We start from the raw sequence: 14,482 nt of genomic DNA, 5'->3' as shown, positions 1-14,482 counted from the left end.
GATGGTTAACCAAAAAGAAGAAAGGGCGTGTAAATCTTGATAAAAGAAGTGATAGTTGTAGAGGGCAGAGATGATATTACAGCCGTAAAAAGAGCAATAGATGCAGAAATGATAGCAACTGGTGGATTTGGTATAAATAAAAAGGTTATTGATAGAATTAAAGAAGCTCAAAAGAGAAAGGGCGTTATAGTTTTAACTGATCCAGATTTTGCAGGAGAAAAAATAAGAAGTATAATATCAAAAAGAGTTCCTGGTATAAAGCATGCATATATAAGCAGAGCAGAAGGAACAAAGGGAGACAACATAGGTGTTGAAAATGCAGAACCTGAAGCTATAATAAAAGCTTTAGAGGAAGCTAAAATAACTCTAGAAGAAAAGAGAGAAGAGTTTACAATTTCAGATTTAGTTTATTTTAAATTGTCAGGAGATCCAAAAGCTAAAATTAGACGTGAGCTTATAGGAAAAGAGCTTAGAATAGGTTATGGTAATGCAAATCAAATGTTATCAAGATTAAATAATTATGGGATAAGTAAGGAAGAATTTATTAAAGCCATAGAAAAGATAGAAAATATGATATAGGAGATTTTAATGGATATAAAAGATGTAAAAACTAAAGAATTAGTAGAAAAATATAATTTTAGGTTTTCAAAAAGCTTAGGGCAAAACTTCTTAATAGATGATACAGTTTTAACTGATATTGTAGATGGTGCTAATGTTTGTAGTGATGATTTAATTATCGAAATAGGTCCAGGAGTTGGAACACTAACTGTACAACTTTTAAAGAAAGCAAAAAGGGTTGTTTCAATAGAATTAGATAGTGATCTTATACCGATTCTTATGGAAGAGCTTGGAGATAATCCTAATTTTCAACTTATACATAAAGATGCTTTAAAAGTAGACTTTAATGAAATAATAGGTGATGAAAAGAGTGTAAAGCTTGTTGCTAATCTTCCTTACTATGTTACAACTCCAATAATAGCTAATCTTTTAAATGGAGGTTATAAATTTAAATCTCTTACAATAATGATACAAAAGGAAGTTGCGGAGAGAATAAACTCAAAGCCAAATTGTAAGGAATATGGTTCGTTATCACTTCTAGTTCAGTATTTTTGTGATACATCAATTATTAGGACAGTTGCTCCATCTTGTTTTATGCCAAGACCAAAGGTTGAATCTATAGTTATAAAGCTAGATAGATTAGAAAAACCACGAGTAGATGTTAAAGATGAAAAACTATTCTTTGATATTATAAGGAGTGCTTTTAATATGAGAAGAAAGACTTTATGGAATGCTACAAAGAATATAGGTCTTTCAAAAGAACAAATGGAGAAAGCATATAGTGATGCAGGCATTGATCCTAAAAGACGTGGTGAAACTTTAAGCATTAATGAGTTTGGGGCTTTAGCTGATGCTGTATACAAATATATAAATAAGTAATTAAAATTAAAAAAACTATTCTTAATTAGCATATCCCTTCATATAAATGTAATGATAAATTTATATGGAGGGATATTAATTTGGCAAGTAATAAATTATATAGAAGCTTTATAATACTTCAAGAAGATGAAAGAGGCCATTCAATATCAAATGATAAACCACTGTCAGGTTATGCAAAAATTGAAGCAAAGGGTGAAAAATGTAAAATAGCATTTTATGCTCAAAACTTAAAATCAGCAGATGAAAAGTGTCATATGGCTCTTGTATGTAGCAAAAAAGATGGAAATTTTATTTTAGATTTAGGATTAATGAACATAAACTCTCAAGGTAAGGCTGAAGCATCTTTAGAATGTGGCACAAATAACATAGGGAATTTAGATGTCAGTTATGACAAGATAATAGGAGCTGTTGTATATAAGGAGATTGGTGGAAAAGTAATATATTTAATGTGTGGTTTCTTAAATGGACAACAACCAAAAGATAATTGGAAAGTATACAATATATTATCTAAGCATGGATTAATTAAGAAATCTAAGAATGATGGTAGTAAGAAAAATGAAGAGAAACATAATACAAACAATAAAGTTGAAAAAGAAAATAACGAACAAAGAACTGTTGAACAAGGCATAGAAAGAGAAGATACAGATATTAGATTAAATAGTGAAACAAGAACAGAAAATATTGATAATCTTTTAGATGAAAATGTTTCAGAAGATATGGAGTTAAATAGTGCACAAGTAAATGATGATATTTTAGATGAAGATATAAATGAAAATGAAAGTAGATTTGATGAGTATGAAAATCTTATTGAGGCTAGAATAAATGGTGGAAACTATGAGAGAGAAGCTGATGAAAGTTATTCTGAATTAGAAAGTCAAAGGGAAATTGAAGTAATAAAATTAGATAATAACATTGTTGAAGACGGTGTAATGAATGAGAAAACGACTAGAGGTGATATACAGGAAGATGTATATTATGAAAAACTTCAAGGAAGTGAACAAAATTCTGTTAGTAGCCAAGGAATTACTGGTATTCAAAGTAGTATGAGTGTTACAGGAGTTCAAAGTAGCATGGGCATTACAGGACTAAATGGTGTTACAGGGTTAAATGGTGTTCAAGGGATTACTGGAACACAACAGGATCAAGGTATGCAACAAGGACAAAGTACAGTAACTCAATGGAGCACTGGAAGTCAAGGTGTCACAGGAACTCAAAGCGCTCAAGGTGTTCAAATGGAAACCCCTCAGCAAGGAACTATGCATGCTGGATACAGAGCGTGGCAAGAAGAAACTAAACAAAGTAAATCAACGCAAGATGAGAAAACTAGAGATGATGTTTTTGAAGATGTTGAAGAAGAATTTGAGTTAACAGGCTCAACAGCAGAATTTTTTTCATCAGTAGTTGATGATTTTGAATATACTAGAGGTTTTGCAAAAGATGTTAAAAAGTGCAAATGGTATAAAGTTAAAGTAGATAACTTTGATGTCTTATGCAATATGTCAAATTACAACAAATATACAGTTGCATATTATCCGATGATAAATTACTATCCTTATATTTGCAGGAAGGGATATTTTATGATTGGATTTAAGTATGATGAAAATGGAGTAGTAAAATATGTAACGTATGCTATCCCAGGATACAAGGATAAAAAAGATCAACCTTATGGTGGAAAAACTGGATTTGTTACATGGTGTCCAGAATTTAAAAATTCTGTTGATGGACATTGGATAATGTTCTATGATTTTCAAGCTTCCAAGGTTTTAGTTCCTATTGTGTAGATAGAATAATTAAAAGTTGATAGTTTTATTTAAAATAGCTATGTTTTATTAGTTTACTAAAACATAGCCTTTTATTTTGCTGTATTTTATAAGGAGTGTGCAAAATAAAAAAGTAATTCTTTCGTTATATTGTGAATATACATATTTATATAAAGTTAACTAAATGAGGGGAAGGAGAGGAAGCAAAGATGAATAAAAAGCAACTATCAATAACTCTAATATTAATATTTTTGATGACAGTGCTTTTTATAGGAAAGAATATTTTTAGTGATAATATAGAACGAGCTGTATTAGAAAATTATAATATAGGTGAATTGAGTTCATATTCAGCATTAGAAGGAGTTATAAATTATACTTTACCAGATACATGGGATGTTCAAGAACAGCAATATCCAGGAAACTATATAATATATAATAATAATTTTGTAAGTGATGATATGAGTATACTTGGGTATATACAAATAATAAATTACTCTAAAAGTTTAGAGGAACTTATAGATAAAGATAAGCAAAGCATAGATTTTGATGAATCTAATTATTATAGCAAAGAAATTCAAGATATAGATGGTGAACAGATATATAAAGTTGTTTACAAAGAAAAAGGTGATGGAGGGCGAGTATATTTAAATATGATTTATTATAAAAAATTAGATGATAATAGAATTTTAAAGGTGCTATTTAGCTCGTTAGATGATAAATTTAAAGAAAGCAATGATACAATATATAACATAATTATAAAAAGTTTTAATCAATAATAATAATTTGATTACAATCCATAAAAAAACTATAATAAGAAATGAAAAAGATATGATTTAACTTATATAGTTATGGAGGATTTATGAAATTAGTATTGTTTAATTTATTTGGGTTTAAAGTATATAGTTATGGCCTTATGATAGGAATTGGGATTATTGTGGCAGTTATGATTTTAAATTTTAATGTGAAAAAGAGAAATTATGATGAAAACAAAGTATTCAATATGATAATAGGAACTGTATTGTCAGGAATTTTAGGAGGGAAGCTGTTATTTATAATAACTAATCTTAATGACTTTATAAAAAATCCAACAGCTATCATTACTAACTTTGGATATGGTTTTGTTGTTTATGGCGCAATAATTGGAGGGATGATATCTATTATTTTATATAGCAAGAAAAACAAGTGGAATACTTTAGAAATATTTGATTTCGTGGTTCCATGTCTTGCGATAGCTCAAGGATTTGGAAGAATAGGATGTTTTTTAGCAGGATGTTGTTATGGGGCTGAAACAAGTAGTTTTTTATTTGTGGTTTTCCCAGAGAATAGTTTGGCAATTCCGCATGTACATCTTCACCCGACTCAAATATATTCTTCAATTTTTGATTTTACACTTGGTATATTTCTTATTATATATAGTAGGAAAAAGAAGGATAGTGGAAAAACTTTCTCGTTGTATCTTATATGTTATAGCATAGGTAGATTTATTATAGAATTTTTAAGAAATGATGTTCGAGGAAATATTGGGATGCTTTCAACATCACAATTTATATCAATATTTACATTAATACTTGGAGTATATATTTGGATTTATAGCTCTAAAAAGTTTTTGAAAAAGAACAATACTGCTACCAATTAAACAAAAGTAATACTTAATTTATATACTATAATTTAAGAGTATTGATTTATAGGTGTTTAAGAATTGTATTTAATAGTGATAAATGTAAAATTATATTTTTATTTATACTGTTAGATACAATTTTTTTTATATGAATTTTAAAATGTAAGTGAGAAATTTACTATACTTGACAAACTTTATCCTAGTGCTAAGATAAAATATAGATATAAAATAGTGCTAGTTCTAAATAAATTAAAAAGTACATATAAATTGCATTTTATTTTATCTTTTAAGCATATGAAAGTGATTAATGGAACTAGAAATATTTTTATATGTTATTAGACATAAATATAATAAGTAAATAATAGAGAAAAAGGAGAATAAAAATGAGTAGTAGTTGTTCATCATGTTCAAGTAGTAGTAGTTGTGCTTCAGCTAAAAATGGTAGTGGATGCGGAAGTGGAATCGCTAAAATAAAAAATAAATATGGAAATATAAAGAATATTGTAGGAGTTATAAGTGGTAAAGGTGGAGTTGGTAAATCAACTGTAACAGGAATGTTAGCGTCTCAGTTAGCTAAAAAAGGTTATAAAGTTGGTGTATTAGATGCGGATATTACTGGTCCTTCAATGCCAAGATTTTTTGGAATAAATGAAAAAAGGGCTGAGATATACCCAGAAGGTGAAGGGGTTAGATTTATTCCTGTAGAAACAGGTTTAGGAATCAAAGTGATATCATTAAATCTTATTACAGAAGTTGAAGATGAGCCTGTTATATGGAGAGGCCCTGTTATAAATGGAGTTTTAAATCAAATGTATCAAGATACAGTTTGGGGAGATTTAGATTATCTTTTAATAGATATGCCTCCAGGAACTGGGGATATAACTTTAACAGTAATGCAAAGTTTCCCATTAAAAGAAATAATAATAGTTTCAACACCTCAAGATATGGTATCTATGATAGTTAAAAAACTTGTTGTAATGGCTGAAAAATTAGGAGTTCCTGTAAGAGGGGTAGTTGAAAATATGGCATACATATTATGTGGTAAATGTGGAGAAAGGATGAATGTATTTAGTAAAAAATCATCAGAGGAACATGCTAAATATTTAGGTTTAAAACTTTTAGGTGAGTTACCTATAAACTTAGATTTTACTGAAGCATTAGAAAATGGAAAAGCAGAAGAATATGTAGTACAAAATGAGTTGTATACATCAGTATTTAAAGATTTATATTAAAATAAAAATAAGGATATCTAAACAAGATAGTTTAGATATCCTTATTTTTATGTATTTGTTTTGGTTGGCTTATATTTATTTACGTTTTTGATTATCCTATCAATTGGTAAAAAGTACAAAACAACTAGACAAATTATAGTATCTGGTAGTAAGAATGAGCCATTGTAAACTATTGAATATACTAAAGGTGACATACCAGCTGGAGCATAACTTCCATAGAAGGCAACTCCTGATATAACATGACAAACAAATCTAAAGAAAATGGCGATTATAGCGCCGAGTAATCTTTTTTTTGGAAAAAATCCTGCTATTCCTAAGCATAAAAAAGGAAGAGGATAATCAAACAAAACTTGTACAGGTTGAAGTATATATGGATTTATAAGTAAAGTAAGTAATCCATAAATGAATCCTGTAAGCATACCAACTCCTGGACCATAAATATATGCTATTAAAATTATAGGAACCATACTAGCTAGTGTTACGCTTCCACCTTGAGGAAGTTGATAAATTTTAAATAGACTAAGAACAACACTTAGAGCTAATGCGATAGCTATTGTGGTAATCATTCTTACATCAAATTTTGTTTTTCTAGCTTTTAATAGTACAAGAATTATTACTGCAAGCCCAATTATAGTAACTATTGTCATAGGACTAGCTAGGATTGTTCCAATATTTGAAGGTAATCCTGTAAAAATTTGAGAAAATCCCGTAACAAATTTGTTTAGGATTTCTTGAAAAGACATCATTTTAAAAGTCCTCCTTGAAATTTATTATTCCTATTTTTATAAACAAAAAAGGCGTAATTATCGCAAGATAAGTACGCCTTTTTTGTTTATAAAAACGCTTTCCTACGCTGGCACTATCCAGATCAGGTCTTTGAGGGTTAATGAATAAATTCATTTCTCAGCCTAAATTTAGGCACCCCTAGCACATAATATTCTTTATTATTTATATTATATATTTAAATATATTATTAATCAATCTAATTTTTAATATAATAATCTTGATATAATGATGGATTTTTCACTAATTGATTCATTTAAAATTCTAGTTAATGTGGTTTTCTTTAACCAATTATTATAAAATAATAAAGATATTTGAAAACTGGATACGCAAAAGTTTAAATGTCAACATATGAAAATCTTTAGAAAAAGTTAAAAAAGAAAGAAAAAAAGACCTATATAATATAGGTTTAATTTAAAGGAAAATTTAAAATTAGCACCATAAATGATAGTAGAGTATAATAAATTCTCGGTACTATATATAGTAGAGTGGAGGAATTGTAATGCTACATGTTGTGAAAAGAGACGGTAGAGATGCAAGATTCAATACCGATAAAATAAGTAATGCTATAAAAAGAACGGCTCAAGAAATAGGATATGATATATCTGAGAGTCAAGTTTTAGGAATAATTCAAAAGGTACTAAATTATATAGAAATGTCTGGTAAAAGTCATGTATCAGTAGAGGAAATTCAAAATTTGGTACAAAAGGCATTAAATGATAGTGGATTAAAAAATATATCTATGGCTTATTCAAATTATAGAGCAGAGAGAACTAGGGTTAGGGAAATAAAATCTGATTTGATGAGGGCAATAAGTAAAATAGGAGTAGAAACTGATAGAGATAATGCTAATGTTGGAAATAACTTTTCATCAAAACTTTTAAGAATAGCTTCAGAATCTAATAAATGGCATAATTTATCTATAATGCCAAAGCATTTAGCGAAAGCTCATGAAAATGGTGATATATATTATCATGATTTAGATAGTTATAATTTAACTACTAACTGCCTTCATATACCTACAAGAATGGTTTTGGAAAGAGGATTTAATACAGGATATGGAACAATAAATACTCCAAAAAGAATAGAAAGTGCTGCTGAATTATCTTGTATTTTGTTGCAATCTAGCCAAAATGATATGTTTGGAGGGCAATCGCATCCAGATTTTGATAATGACATAAGTATATTTGTTCATCCAACTAGAGAAGAAATTAGAAAAGAGTATGAAGAACTAGGCGTAGCATCAGATAAAATAGAGAAACTTACAGAGAAAAAGTTAAGAGCAAGAATACATCAAGCAATGCAAGGAATTATATATAATTTAAATACAATGCATTCAAGAGCAGGCTCACAAGTACCATTTAGTTCAGTAAATTTAGGATTACCAGATTCCAATGATGCTGCTTTAGTTTGTGAGATTTTTTTGAAAGAGTACGAAAAAGGTTTAGGAAAGGGAGAACAGCCCATATTCCCTAATATAATATTTAGGGTAAAAGAGGGGGTAAATAGAGAGGTTGATGATCCTTATTTTTACCTTTATGAACTTGCGTGTAGGGTAGCTGCAAAGAGAATGAATCCTACATTTATGAACATAGATGCTGATTTTAACAAAGAGTATTATGAAAGAGGATATAAACCAGCTACAATGGGATGCAGAACTTATTTGATGAGTAATGTAAATGGTGAACCTGGCTGTGCAGGTAGAGGAAATATTGCGCCAGTGACAATAAATTTACCTAGGATTGGTATATTAGCAAAGGGAAGTGAGGAAAAATTCTTTAGAATTTTGCATGAAAGGCTAGAAACATGTAAAGAAGCTTTATTGCATAGATATGATGTTTTGAAAAAACTTAAAGTTAAAGATTTGCCTTTTGTAGCTGGTCAAGGACTTATGAGAGGGTCAGAGGGATTAAATCAAGAGGATTCCATTGAACCAGTTTTAAAGCAAGGAACTTGGGGAATTGGATTTATAGGTCTTGCGGAAGCTTTAATCGCTTTAACTGGAAAACATCATGGAGAGAGCGAAAAGTCTAGGGAATTAGGTCTAAAAATAATATCATATATAAGGCAATATACTGATAGAGTAACTGAGGAGACACAGTTAAATTGGAGCTGTTATGCAACTCCTGCTGAAGGATTATCAGGTAAGTTTATAAAACACGATAAAAGAGCTTTTGGAAAAATCAAAGATGTAACAGATAAAGATTATTATACAAACAGTTATCATGTGCCTGTTTATTATCCAATATCAATAAAAAATAAAATAGAAATAGAAGCTCCATATCATAAGATTTGTAATGCAGGGCATATAAGTTATTTAGAAGTAGACGATTGTCCAGATGGCGAAACTATAATGAATATATTAAACTATGCTTACAAACACACAAATATAAGTTACTTAGGGATAAATTTTCATATAAGATATTGTAAGTGTTGTGGTACGTATCTTCATAGCAATGAGTTAGCATGTGTAAATTGTGGTTCAAGTGATATACAAGGAATTTCAAGGGTTACAGGATACCTAAGTCTAGATGAAAGATTTGGCCCAGGTAAGAGTGCAGAAAGGAAAGATAGAGTTTCACATGTTGGAGATAATCATAAAGCATATAAGATATAGATTATTTAAATGCTTAAATTTAAATATTAAGCTTAATGAAGAATATTATTTATTTTTTTAAAATACTTATACTTTATGAGAGTTAATATAAATAAGAAATATCGATAAATTTGATATTTCTTATTTTGTTTTAAATTTAAAATTATTAGTAAATATTAATTAGAAATTTATAGAGAAATTATCATAGTGTAATCCTGTCTTAGAAGACATTATATTTAAAAATTTATTTATATCATTAAGTATTGTTTCTTTGTCTTCTTTGGAAAGATTTTTTTCTCCAAGTCTATCACATAATGAAAGTAGAGCTACATCATGTATGTCTGTATTTTCTATCATGTTTAAAACTTTATTAGTTTTTATTCTATTTAAAATATAGAAGTGTGTCATGTGATATTTTATTAAAGAAACAATATTATCTCTAAGGGTTATATTATTTATATAGGTTCTTAGAATTCTACGAGCCATTTCTCCCCCGACTAAATCATGATGAGGGTATATATATATAATATTATCGTCGTTATTTAATACAGTTGTTTTTGTTTTTCCTATATCATGGAGAAGTGCAGCAAACATAAATGCCTTTTTGTTATGAGCCAAATCTTTATATTTAGCTGCTTGGTCAATTACATATAAAGTGTGTGTTAATGCATCTTCTTCGTTATCAAGCATTGAGTTTTTTTTAACTTTTTTTAAATTACATAGGGTATTTATTAAATTATAGCAAGTGTCATTATTGCTATTAAGAAACGTTTCCATTAAATATATTGACGGTTTTTTATCATATAATAGATGATGTTCTAATTCATAAAATAATTCATCTGAAGTTTCATTAATTATACTTTTGATTTCCATATTAAATCCCCCTAACAATGTGGTTATAGTATAATATTATCCATATTATACTATTTTTAATCAAAAAATATGATAAAAAATTATAAAATACACTGTGATTAAGTAGAAAATTTATATTATTAGTTGTAAAGTATATCAATAGTTTTTATAAAATTAAGAAGTATTTTTGTATTTAAATCATAGTGTACTTAAATTTAAATATTATTAAAGGCTGGAGTGATAAATATGAACAAGATAAGACTTGCTGGAATTGCTTATGAAAGTTTAGTAAATGGCCCAGGAATGAGAAGGGTGTTTTTTTCTCAAGGATGCAAGCACAATTGTTTGGGGTGTTTTAATGAAGATACTCATGATTTCTTAGGAGGAGAGGAAAGGGATATAGAGTTACTAATTGATGATTTGAAAAATAATCCTATGATAAACGGGGTTACATTTAGCGGAGGAGATCCATTTGAGCAGGCAGATAAGTTTGCATATATGGCGAAGAAAATTAAAGAGCTAGGTCTTAATATTTGGTGTTATACTGGATATACTTTTGAATATATATTAGAAAATCTTAATAAAAGACAGGGCTGGGAGGAACTTTTAAATAATATAGATGTTTTGGTTGATGGGAAGTTTGAGATAAGTAAGAAAATAGACGGATTAAAGTTTAAAGGTTCTACTAATCAAAGAATAATTGATGTTAATCAAAGTCTGAAAAATAAAAAAATAAAGTTAATAGAGTTTTAATAAAATAATAAATGTATTTAGATATAATTAAATTAATAGTGAAAAATTTGGATTTTATGATGAAAGGAAGGTTTTAAATGTATAATTTTTTGGTTAAAGATACAACTATAGAGAATGCGGACATGATAATAGTTCCGCTATTTGAAGATAATTTAAATTTCAGAGATGAAGAAATAAATAGAAAATTAAAAAGATTGGAAAGAAGAGAACTATTTGATGGTAACTTTGGAGAAATTTTAAATATAACTGGTGTTAAAGATGAAATACAAAATGTTATATTTTTAGGTCTTGGTGAAGACGAAAAGTTAAATAAAGAAAGGTTAAGAAGAGTATTTGGAAAGGTTCAAAAATATATAGAATCATTAAAAGGAAAAAAGATTTTTATAGAGTTTGTAAAATCAAAAAATATTTCTATAGAAGATAGCGTAAGGGCAATGATAGAAGGTTTATCTTTGTCAAATTACAAGTTTAATAAATATAAAAGTGATAGAGAAAAGATTGATGAAACAGATGTAAGTATAACAATAGGTGGACATAATTTAGAACATAAAGATTATAGTGATATAGTGGAAGAAAGCAAAATATTAGTTGAAACAGTGTTTAATGCTAGAGATTTAGTAAATGAACCTTCCAATGTAATATATCCAGAAACATTAGCAGAAGAGGCTGTAAAGTTTTCTAAAAGATATGGTTTTGAAATAGAAATAATAAATCATAAGAAAATAGAAGAATTGCAAATGAATTCATTTTTAGCCGTAGGAAAATCATCTATACATAAGCCAAAAGTAATTGTAATGAGATATTTTGGAGATAAGGATAACTTAGATCAAAAATTAGGATTAATTGGTAAGGGATTAACTTATGATTCAGGTGGATATTCTTTAAAACCATCAAACTCTATGGTTGATATGAAGTCAGATATGGGGGGAGCGGCTACTGTAATTGGAGCAATAAGCGCTATTGCTAAAAGAAAGTTGAAAATAAATGTAGTTGCAGTAGTTGCGGCTTGTGAAAATGTAATAGGAAATGAGGCATATAAACCAGGAGATATAATAAGCTCTATGGCAGGAAAAAATATAGAAATATTAAATACTGATGCAGAAGGTAGATTAACTATGATTGATGCTGTAACTTATGCTATAAGAAAGGAGCATATAACAGAAATTATAGATGTAGCAACCCTTACAGGAGCAGCTCTTGTTGCACTTGGAAATGATGTAACAGCGGTTGTAACTAATAATGATAGCTTCTATAAAGAATTGGAAAAAGCATTTATATCAACTGGAGAGAAAATGTGGAATTTACCTAATTTTGATGATTACAAAACGCTTATAAAATCAGACATAGCTGATTTAAAAAATACTGGTGGAAGATATGGTGGAACTATAACAGCAGGTTTATTTGTTGGTGAATTTGTTGAGAATAAACCATGGTTGCATTTAGATATAGCAGGCCCTGCATATATAACAGTTCCTTGGGACTATTGTCCAAAGGGTGGTACAGGAGCTGGCGTTAGAACGCTTTATGAATTAGCTAAAAATAGAAGCGAAAACAGATAGAGTGTATTTAAATCACAGATAATTATTAAAAAGGATAGAACATTTTTTAAATGTTCTATCTTTTAAGTTTATTAAAATTAGAATTCAGAACTTCCAGTAGTTCTTGGGAATGGTATAACGTCTCTTATATTAGACATTCCTGTTATATACATAATAAGTCTTTCAAAACCTAGTCCAAATCCAGCGTGTTTAGTTCCACCGTATTTTCTAAGTTCTAAATACCACCAGTAATCTTCTTCATTTAAATTAAGCTCTTGCATTCTAGCCTTTAATACATCTAATCTTTCTTCTCTTTGGCTACCACCTATTATTTCACCTATTCCAGGAACTAGACAATCAGCAGCTGCAACTGTTTTTCCGTCTTCATTTAATCTCATATAGAACGCTTTAATATCTTTTGGATAATCAGTTACAAAGACAGGTTTTTTGAAAATTTCTTCTGTTAAATATCTTTCATGTTCAGTTTGAAGGTCAATTCCCCATTCAACTTCGTAGTCAAATTTCTTTCCTGAATCTTTAAGCATTTTAACAGCGTCAGTATAAGTAACTCTTCCAAAATCAGAATTTACTACATGGTTTAATCTATCTAATAATCCTTTATCAATAAATTGATTAAAGAATTGAAGTTCTTCAGGACATTCTTTCATAACATAGTTTATAACGTATTTTAACATAGCTTCAGCAAGATTCATATCATCTATAAGGTCAGCAAAAGCTATTTCAGGTTCTATCATCCAAAATTCTGCTGCATGTCTTGCGGTGTTTGAGTTTTCAGCTCTAAATGTAGGACCAAATGTATACACGTTTCTAAATGCTAATGCATAACATTCAGCGTTTAATTGACCAGAAACTGTAAGATTTGTTTCTTTTCCAAAGAAATCTTCTGTAAAATCAACTTTTCCGTCTTCAGTTTTAGGAATATTATTTAAATCTAAAGTTGTAAGTCTAAACATTTCTCCAGCACCTTCACAGTCAGAACCTGTAATTATTGGAGTGTGAGTATAAACAAATCCTTGTTCTTGGAAGAATTTGTGTATAGCATATGCAGCCACGCTTCTAACTCTAAATACTGCTGAGAAAGCATTACTTCTTGGTCTTAAGTGAGCTATTGTTCTTAAGTATTCAAAAGTGTGTCTTTTCTTTTGAAGAGGGTAATCAGCATCTGATAATCCTTCAACTACTATGTTCTCTGCTTGAATTTCAAAAGGTTGTTTTGAATCAGGAGTTTCAACTAAAGTACCAACAACAGAGATTGAGGAACTTATAGGAAGTTTTGAAACCTCTTTAAAATTAGAAATTTTTGAACTATCAAATACTACTTGAACATTTTTAAAAAAAGAACCGTCATTAACTTCAATAAATCCAAAAGCATTTGAAGCTCTTAGTGTTCTTATCCAACCAGAAATTTTTACTTGTTTATTAGTAAAATCACTAGTGTTTCTGTATAGTTGTTTAACTAATATAACATTACTCATTTTATAACCTCCATGTAATTGTTATTTACATTTTAAAATAAAAAAGTCCATTTCATCCTCAATGGGACGAAAATGGACATATTCGCGGTACCACCCAAATTGCTATAAAAATAGCCACTTAGTAAAGCATAATAATGCTTTTTTCAAATTTAACGGTTGAAAACCGTCTAAGCCTACTATCCTTTAATGGATTTCGGTTAGAAACTCAGAGATGTTCTTCTATAAAGTTTTAATGACAGGACTCACACCATAACCTGCTCGCTAAACATTAAAATCTAAATATACTCTTCTCGTCATAGTTTATTTTTATTAAATACAAACTCGCACTTTTAAAGGCAAATCTACTGTCTTTTAACAATATATAAATTGATTTTACAATAAAAAATTAATATTTGCAATATAATTCAAAGCCATAGA

The 14,482-nt window shown here is 28.9% G+C and carries 12 protein-coding genes, 1 riboswitch and 1 other annotated feature; of the genes, 9 read left to right on the top strand and 3 right to left on the bottom strand.

Translation table 11 applies throughout. From position 1 onward, the window contains the following. The first annotated feature begins 36 nt into the window (after positions 1-36). From rnmV to DR020_RS05370, 6 genes are all read left to right on the top strand, one after another. Positions 37-579 (top strand): ribonuclease M5, encoded by a 543-nt coding sequence (gene rnmV, locus DR020_RS05395; protein WP_058993355.1) that lies wholly within the window; start codon positions 37-39, stop codon positions 577-579. A gap of 9 nt (positions 580-588) precedes the next feature. Next, positions 589-1,437: a 16S rRNA (adenine(1518)-N(6)/adenine(1519)-N(6))-dimethyltransferase RsmA gene (gene rsmA, locus DR020_RS05390; RefSeq protein ID WP_112365429.1), complete on the top strand. Its 849-nt coding sequence runs from the start codon at positions 589-591 to the stop codon at positions 1,435-1,437. Between the two features lie 80 nt (positions 1,438-1,517). Then, a complete protein-coding gene (locus DR020_RS05385) occupies positions 1,518-3,218 on the top strand; it encodes a hypothetical protein (protein ID WP_112365428.1) in 1,701 nt (566 codons plus the stop codon). A 188-nt stretch (positions 3,219-3,406) separates the two neighbouring features. Further along, the gene (locus DR020_RS05380; RefSeq protein WP_055258740.1) at positions 3,407-3,973 is read left to right on the top strand and encodes a hypothetical protein; all 567 of its coding nucleotides are present in this window, start codon (positions 3,407-3,409) and stop codon (positions 3,971-3,973) included. An 83-nt stretch (positions 3,974-4,056) separates the two neighbouring features. Then, positions 4,057-4,833 carry a prolipoprotein diacylglyceryl transferase gene (locus DR020_RS05375; RefSeq protein WP_112365427.1) on the top strand — a complete coding sequence of 259 codons (777 nt, stop codon included), beginning with the start codon at positions 4,057-4,059 and terminating at the stop codon, positions 4,831-4,833. A 365-nt stretch (positions 4,834-5,198) separates the two neighbouring features. After that, on the top strand, positions 5,199-6,047 hold the full coding sequence (locus tag DR020_RS05370; protein WP_055258736.1) for an Mrp/NBP35 family ATP-binding protein: 849 nt from the start codon (positions 5,199-5,201) through the stop codon (positions 6,045-6,047). Between the two features lie 47 nt (positions 6,048-6,094). Here the strand turns inward: DR020_RS05370 and thiT are convergent, their stop codons facing one another. Next, complete coding sequence (thiT, locus tag DR020_RS05365; RefSeq protein WP_055258734.1) at positions 6,095-6,793, bottom strand: energy-coupled thiamine transporter ThiT; 699 nt, start codon at positions 6,791-6,793, stop codon at positions 6,095-6,097. Positions 6,794-6,875: 82 nt separating this feature from the next. After that, positions 6,876-6,983: riboswitch (TPP riboswitch) on the bottom strand. A gap of 349 nt (positions 6,984-7,332) precedes the next feature. On the opposite strand from thiT, the gene nrdD reads away from it, so the two are divergent. Further along, positions 7,333-9,447, top strand: coding sequence for an anaerobic ribonucleoside-triphosphate reductase (gene nrdD / locus DR020_RS05360; RefSeq protein WP_055258732.1), 2,115 nt, complete (start codon positions 7,333-7,335; stop codon positions 9,445-9,447). Between the two features lie 159 nt (positions 9,448-9,606). Here nrdD and DR020_RS05355 read toward each other — a convergent pair whose 3' ends face one another. Further along, a complete protein-coding gene (locus DR020_RS05355) occupies positions 9,607-10,299 on the bottom strand; it encodes an HDIG domain-containing metalloprotein (RefSeq protein WP_112365426.1) in 693 nt (230 codons plus the stop codon). 225 nt (positions 10,300-10,524) lie between these two features. On the opposite strand from DR020_RS05355, the gene nrdG reads away from it, so the two are divergent. Beyond that, complete coding sequence (nrdG, locus tag DR020_RS05350; protein WP_112365425.1) at positions 10,525-11,031, top strand: anaerobic ribonucleoside-triphosphate reductase activating protein; 507 nt, start codon at positions 10,525-10,527, stop codon at positions 11,029-11,031. 77 nt (positions 11,032-11,108) lie between these two features. Next, entirely contained in the window at positions 11,109-12,590 is a 1,482-nt protein-coding gene (locus DR020_RS05345) for a leucyl aminopeptidase (protein ID WP_112365424.1), read from the top strand. 77 nt (positions 12,591-12,667) lie between these two features. Here the strand turns inward: DR020_RS05345 and asnS are convergent, their stop codons facing one another. Then, positions 12,668-14,065, bottom strand: a complete 1,398-nt coding sequence (gene asnS, locus DR020_RS05340) for an asparagine--tRNA ligase (protein ID WP_112365423.1) — start codon at positions 14,063-14,065, stop codon at positions 12,668-12,670. Between the two features lie 59 nt (positions 14,066-14,124). Next, positions 14,125-14,371 (bottom strand) — a binding site (T-box leader). Positions 14,372-14,482 lie beyond the last annotated feature (111 nt).

This window comes from Sarcina ventriculi (genome assembly GCF_900456775.1).
Taxonomy (GTDB): Bacteria; Bacillota; Clostridia; order Clostridiales; family Clostridiaceae; genus Sarcina; species Sarcina ventriculi.
Note: the sequence above shows the minus strand (reverse complement) of the source record. Positions and strands in the feature narration are given on the sequence as shown.

What these genes read in the sequence shown, in the direction of transcription:
- DR020_RS05345 (WP_112365424.1), top strand. Translation starts at nt 11,109, where the DNA reads ATGTATAATTTTTTGGTTAAAGATACAACTATAGAGAATGCGGACATG.
- nrdD (WP_055258732.1), top strand. Translation starts at nt 7,333, where the DNA reads ATGCTACATGTTGTGAAAAGAGACGGTAGAGATGCAAGATTCAATACC.
- asnS (WP_112365423.1), bottom strand. Translation starts at nt 14,065, where the DNA reads ATGAGTAATGTTATATTAGTTAAACAACTATACAGAAACACTAGTGAT.
- DR020_RS05380 (WP_055258740.1), top strand. Translation starts at nt 3,407, where the DNA reads ATGAATAAAAAGCAACTATCAATAACTCTAATATTAATATTTTTGATG.
- rsmA (WP_112365429.1), top strand. Translation starts at nt 589, where the DNA reads ATGGATATAAAAGATGTAAAAACTAAAGAATTAGTAGAAAAATATAAT.
- thiT (WP_055258734.1), bottom strand. Translation starts at nt 6,793, where the DNA reads ATGATGTCTTTTCAAGAAATCCTAAACAAATTTGTTACGGGATTTTCT.
- DR020_RS05375 (WP_112365427.1), top strand. Translation starts at nt 4,057, where the DNA reads ATGAAATTAGTATTGTTTAATTTATTTGGGTTTAAAGTATATAGTTAT.
- DR020_RS05355 (WP_112365426.1), bottom strand. Translation starts at nt 10,299, where the DNA reads ATGGAAATCAAAAGTATAATTAATGAAACTTCAGATGAATTATTTTAT.
- DR020_RS05370 (WP_055258736.1), top strand. Translation starts at nt 5,199, where the DNA reads ATGAGTAGTAGTTGTTCATCATGTTCAAGTAGTAGTAGTTGTGCTTCA.
- nrdG (WP_112365425.1), top strand. Translation starts at nt 10,525, where the DNA reads ATGAACAAGATAAGACTTGCTGGAATTGCTTATGAAAGTTTAGTAAAT.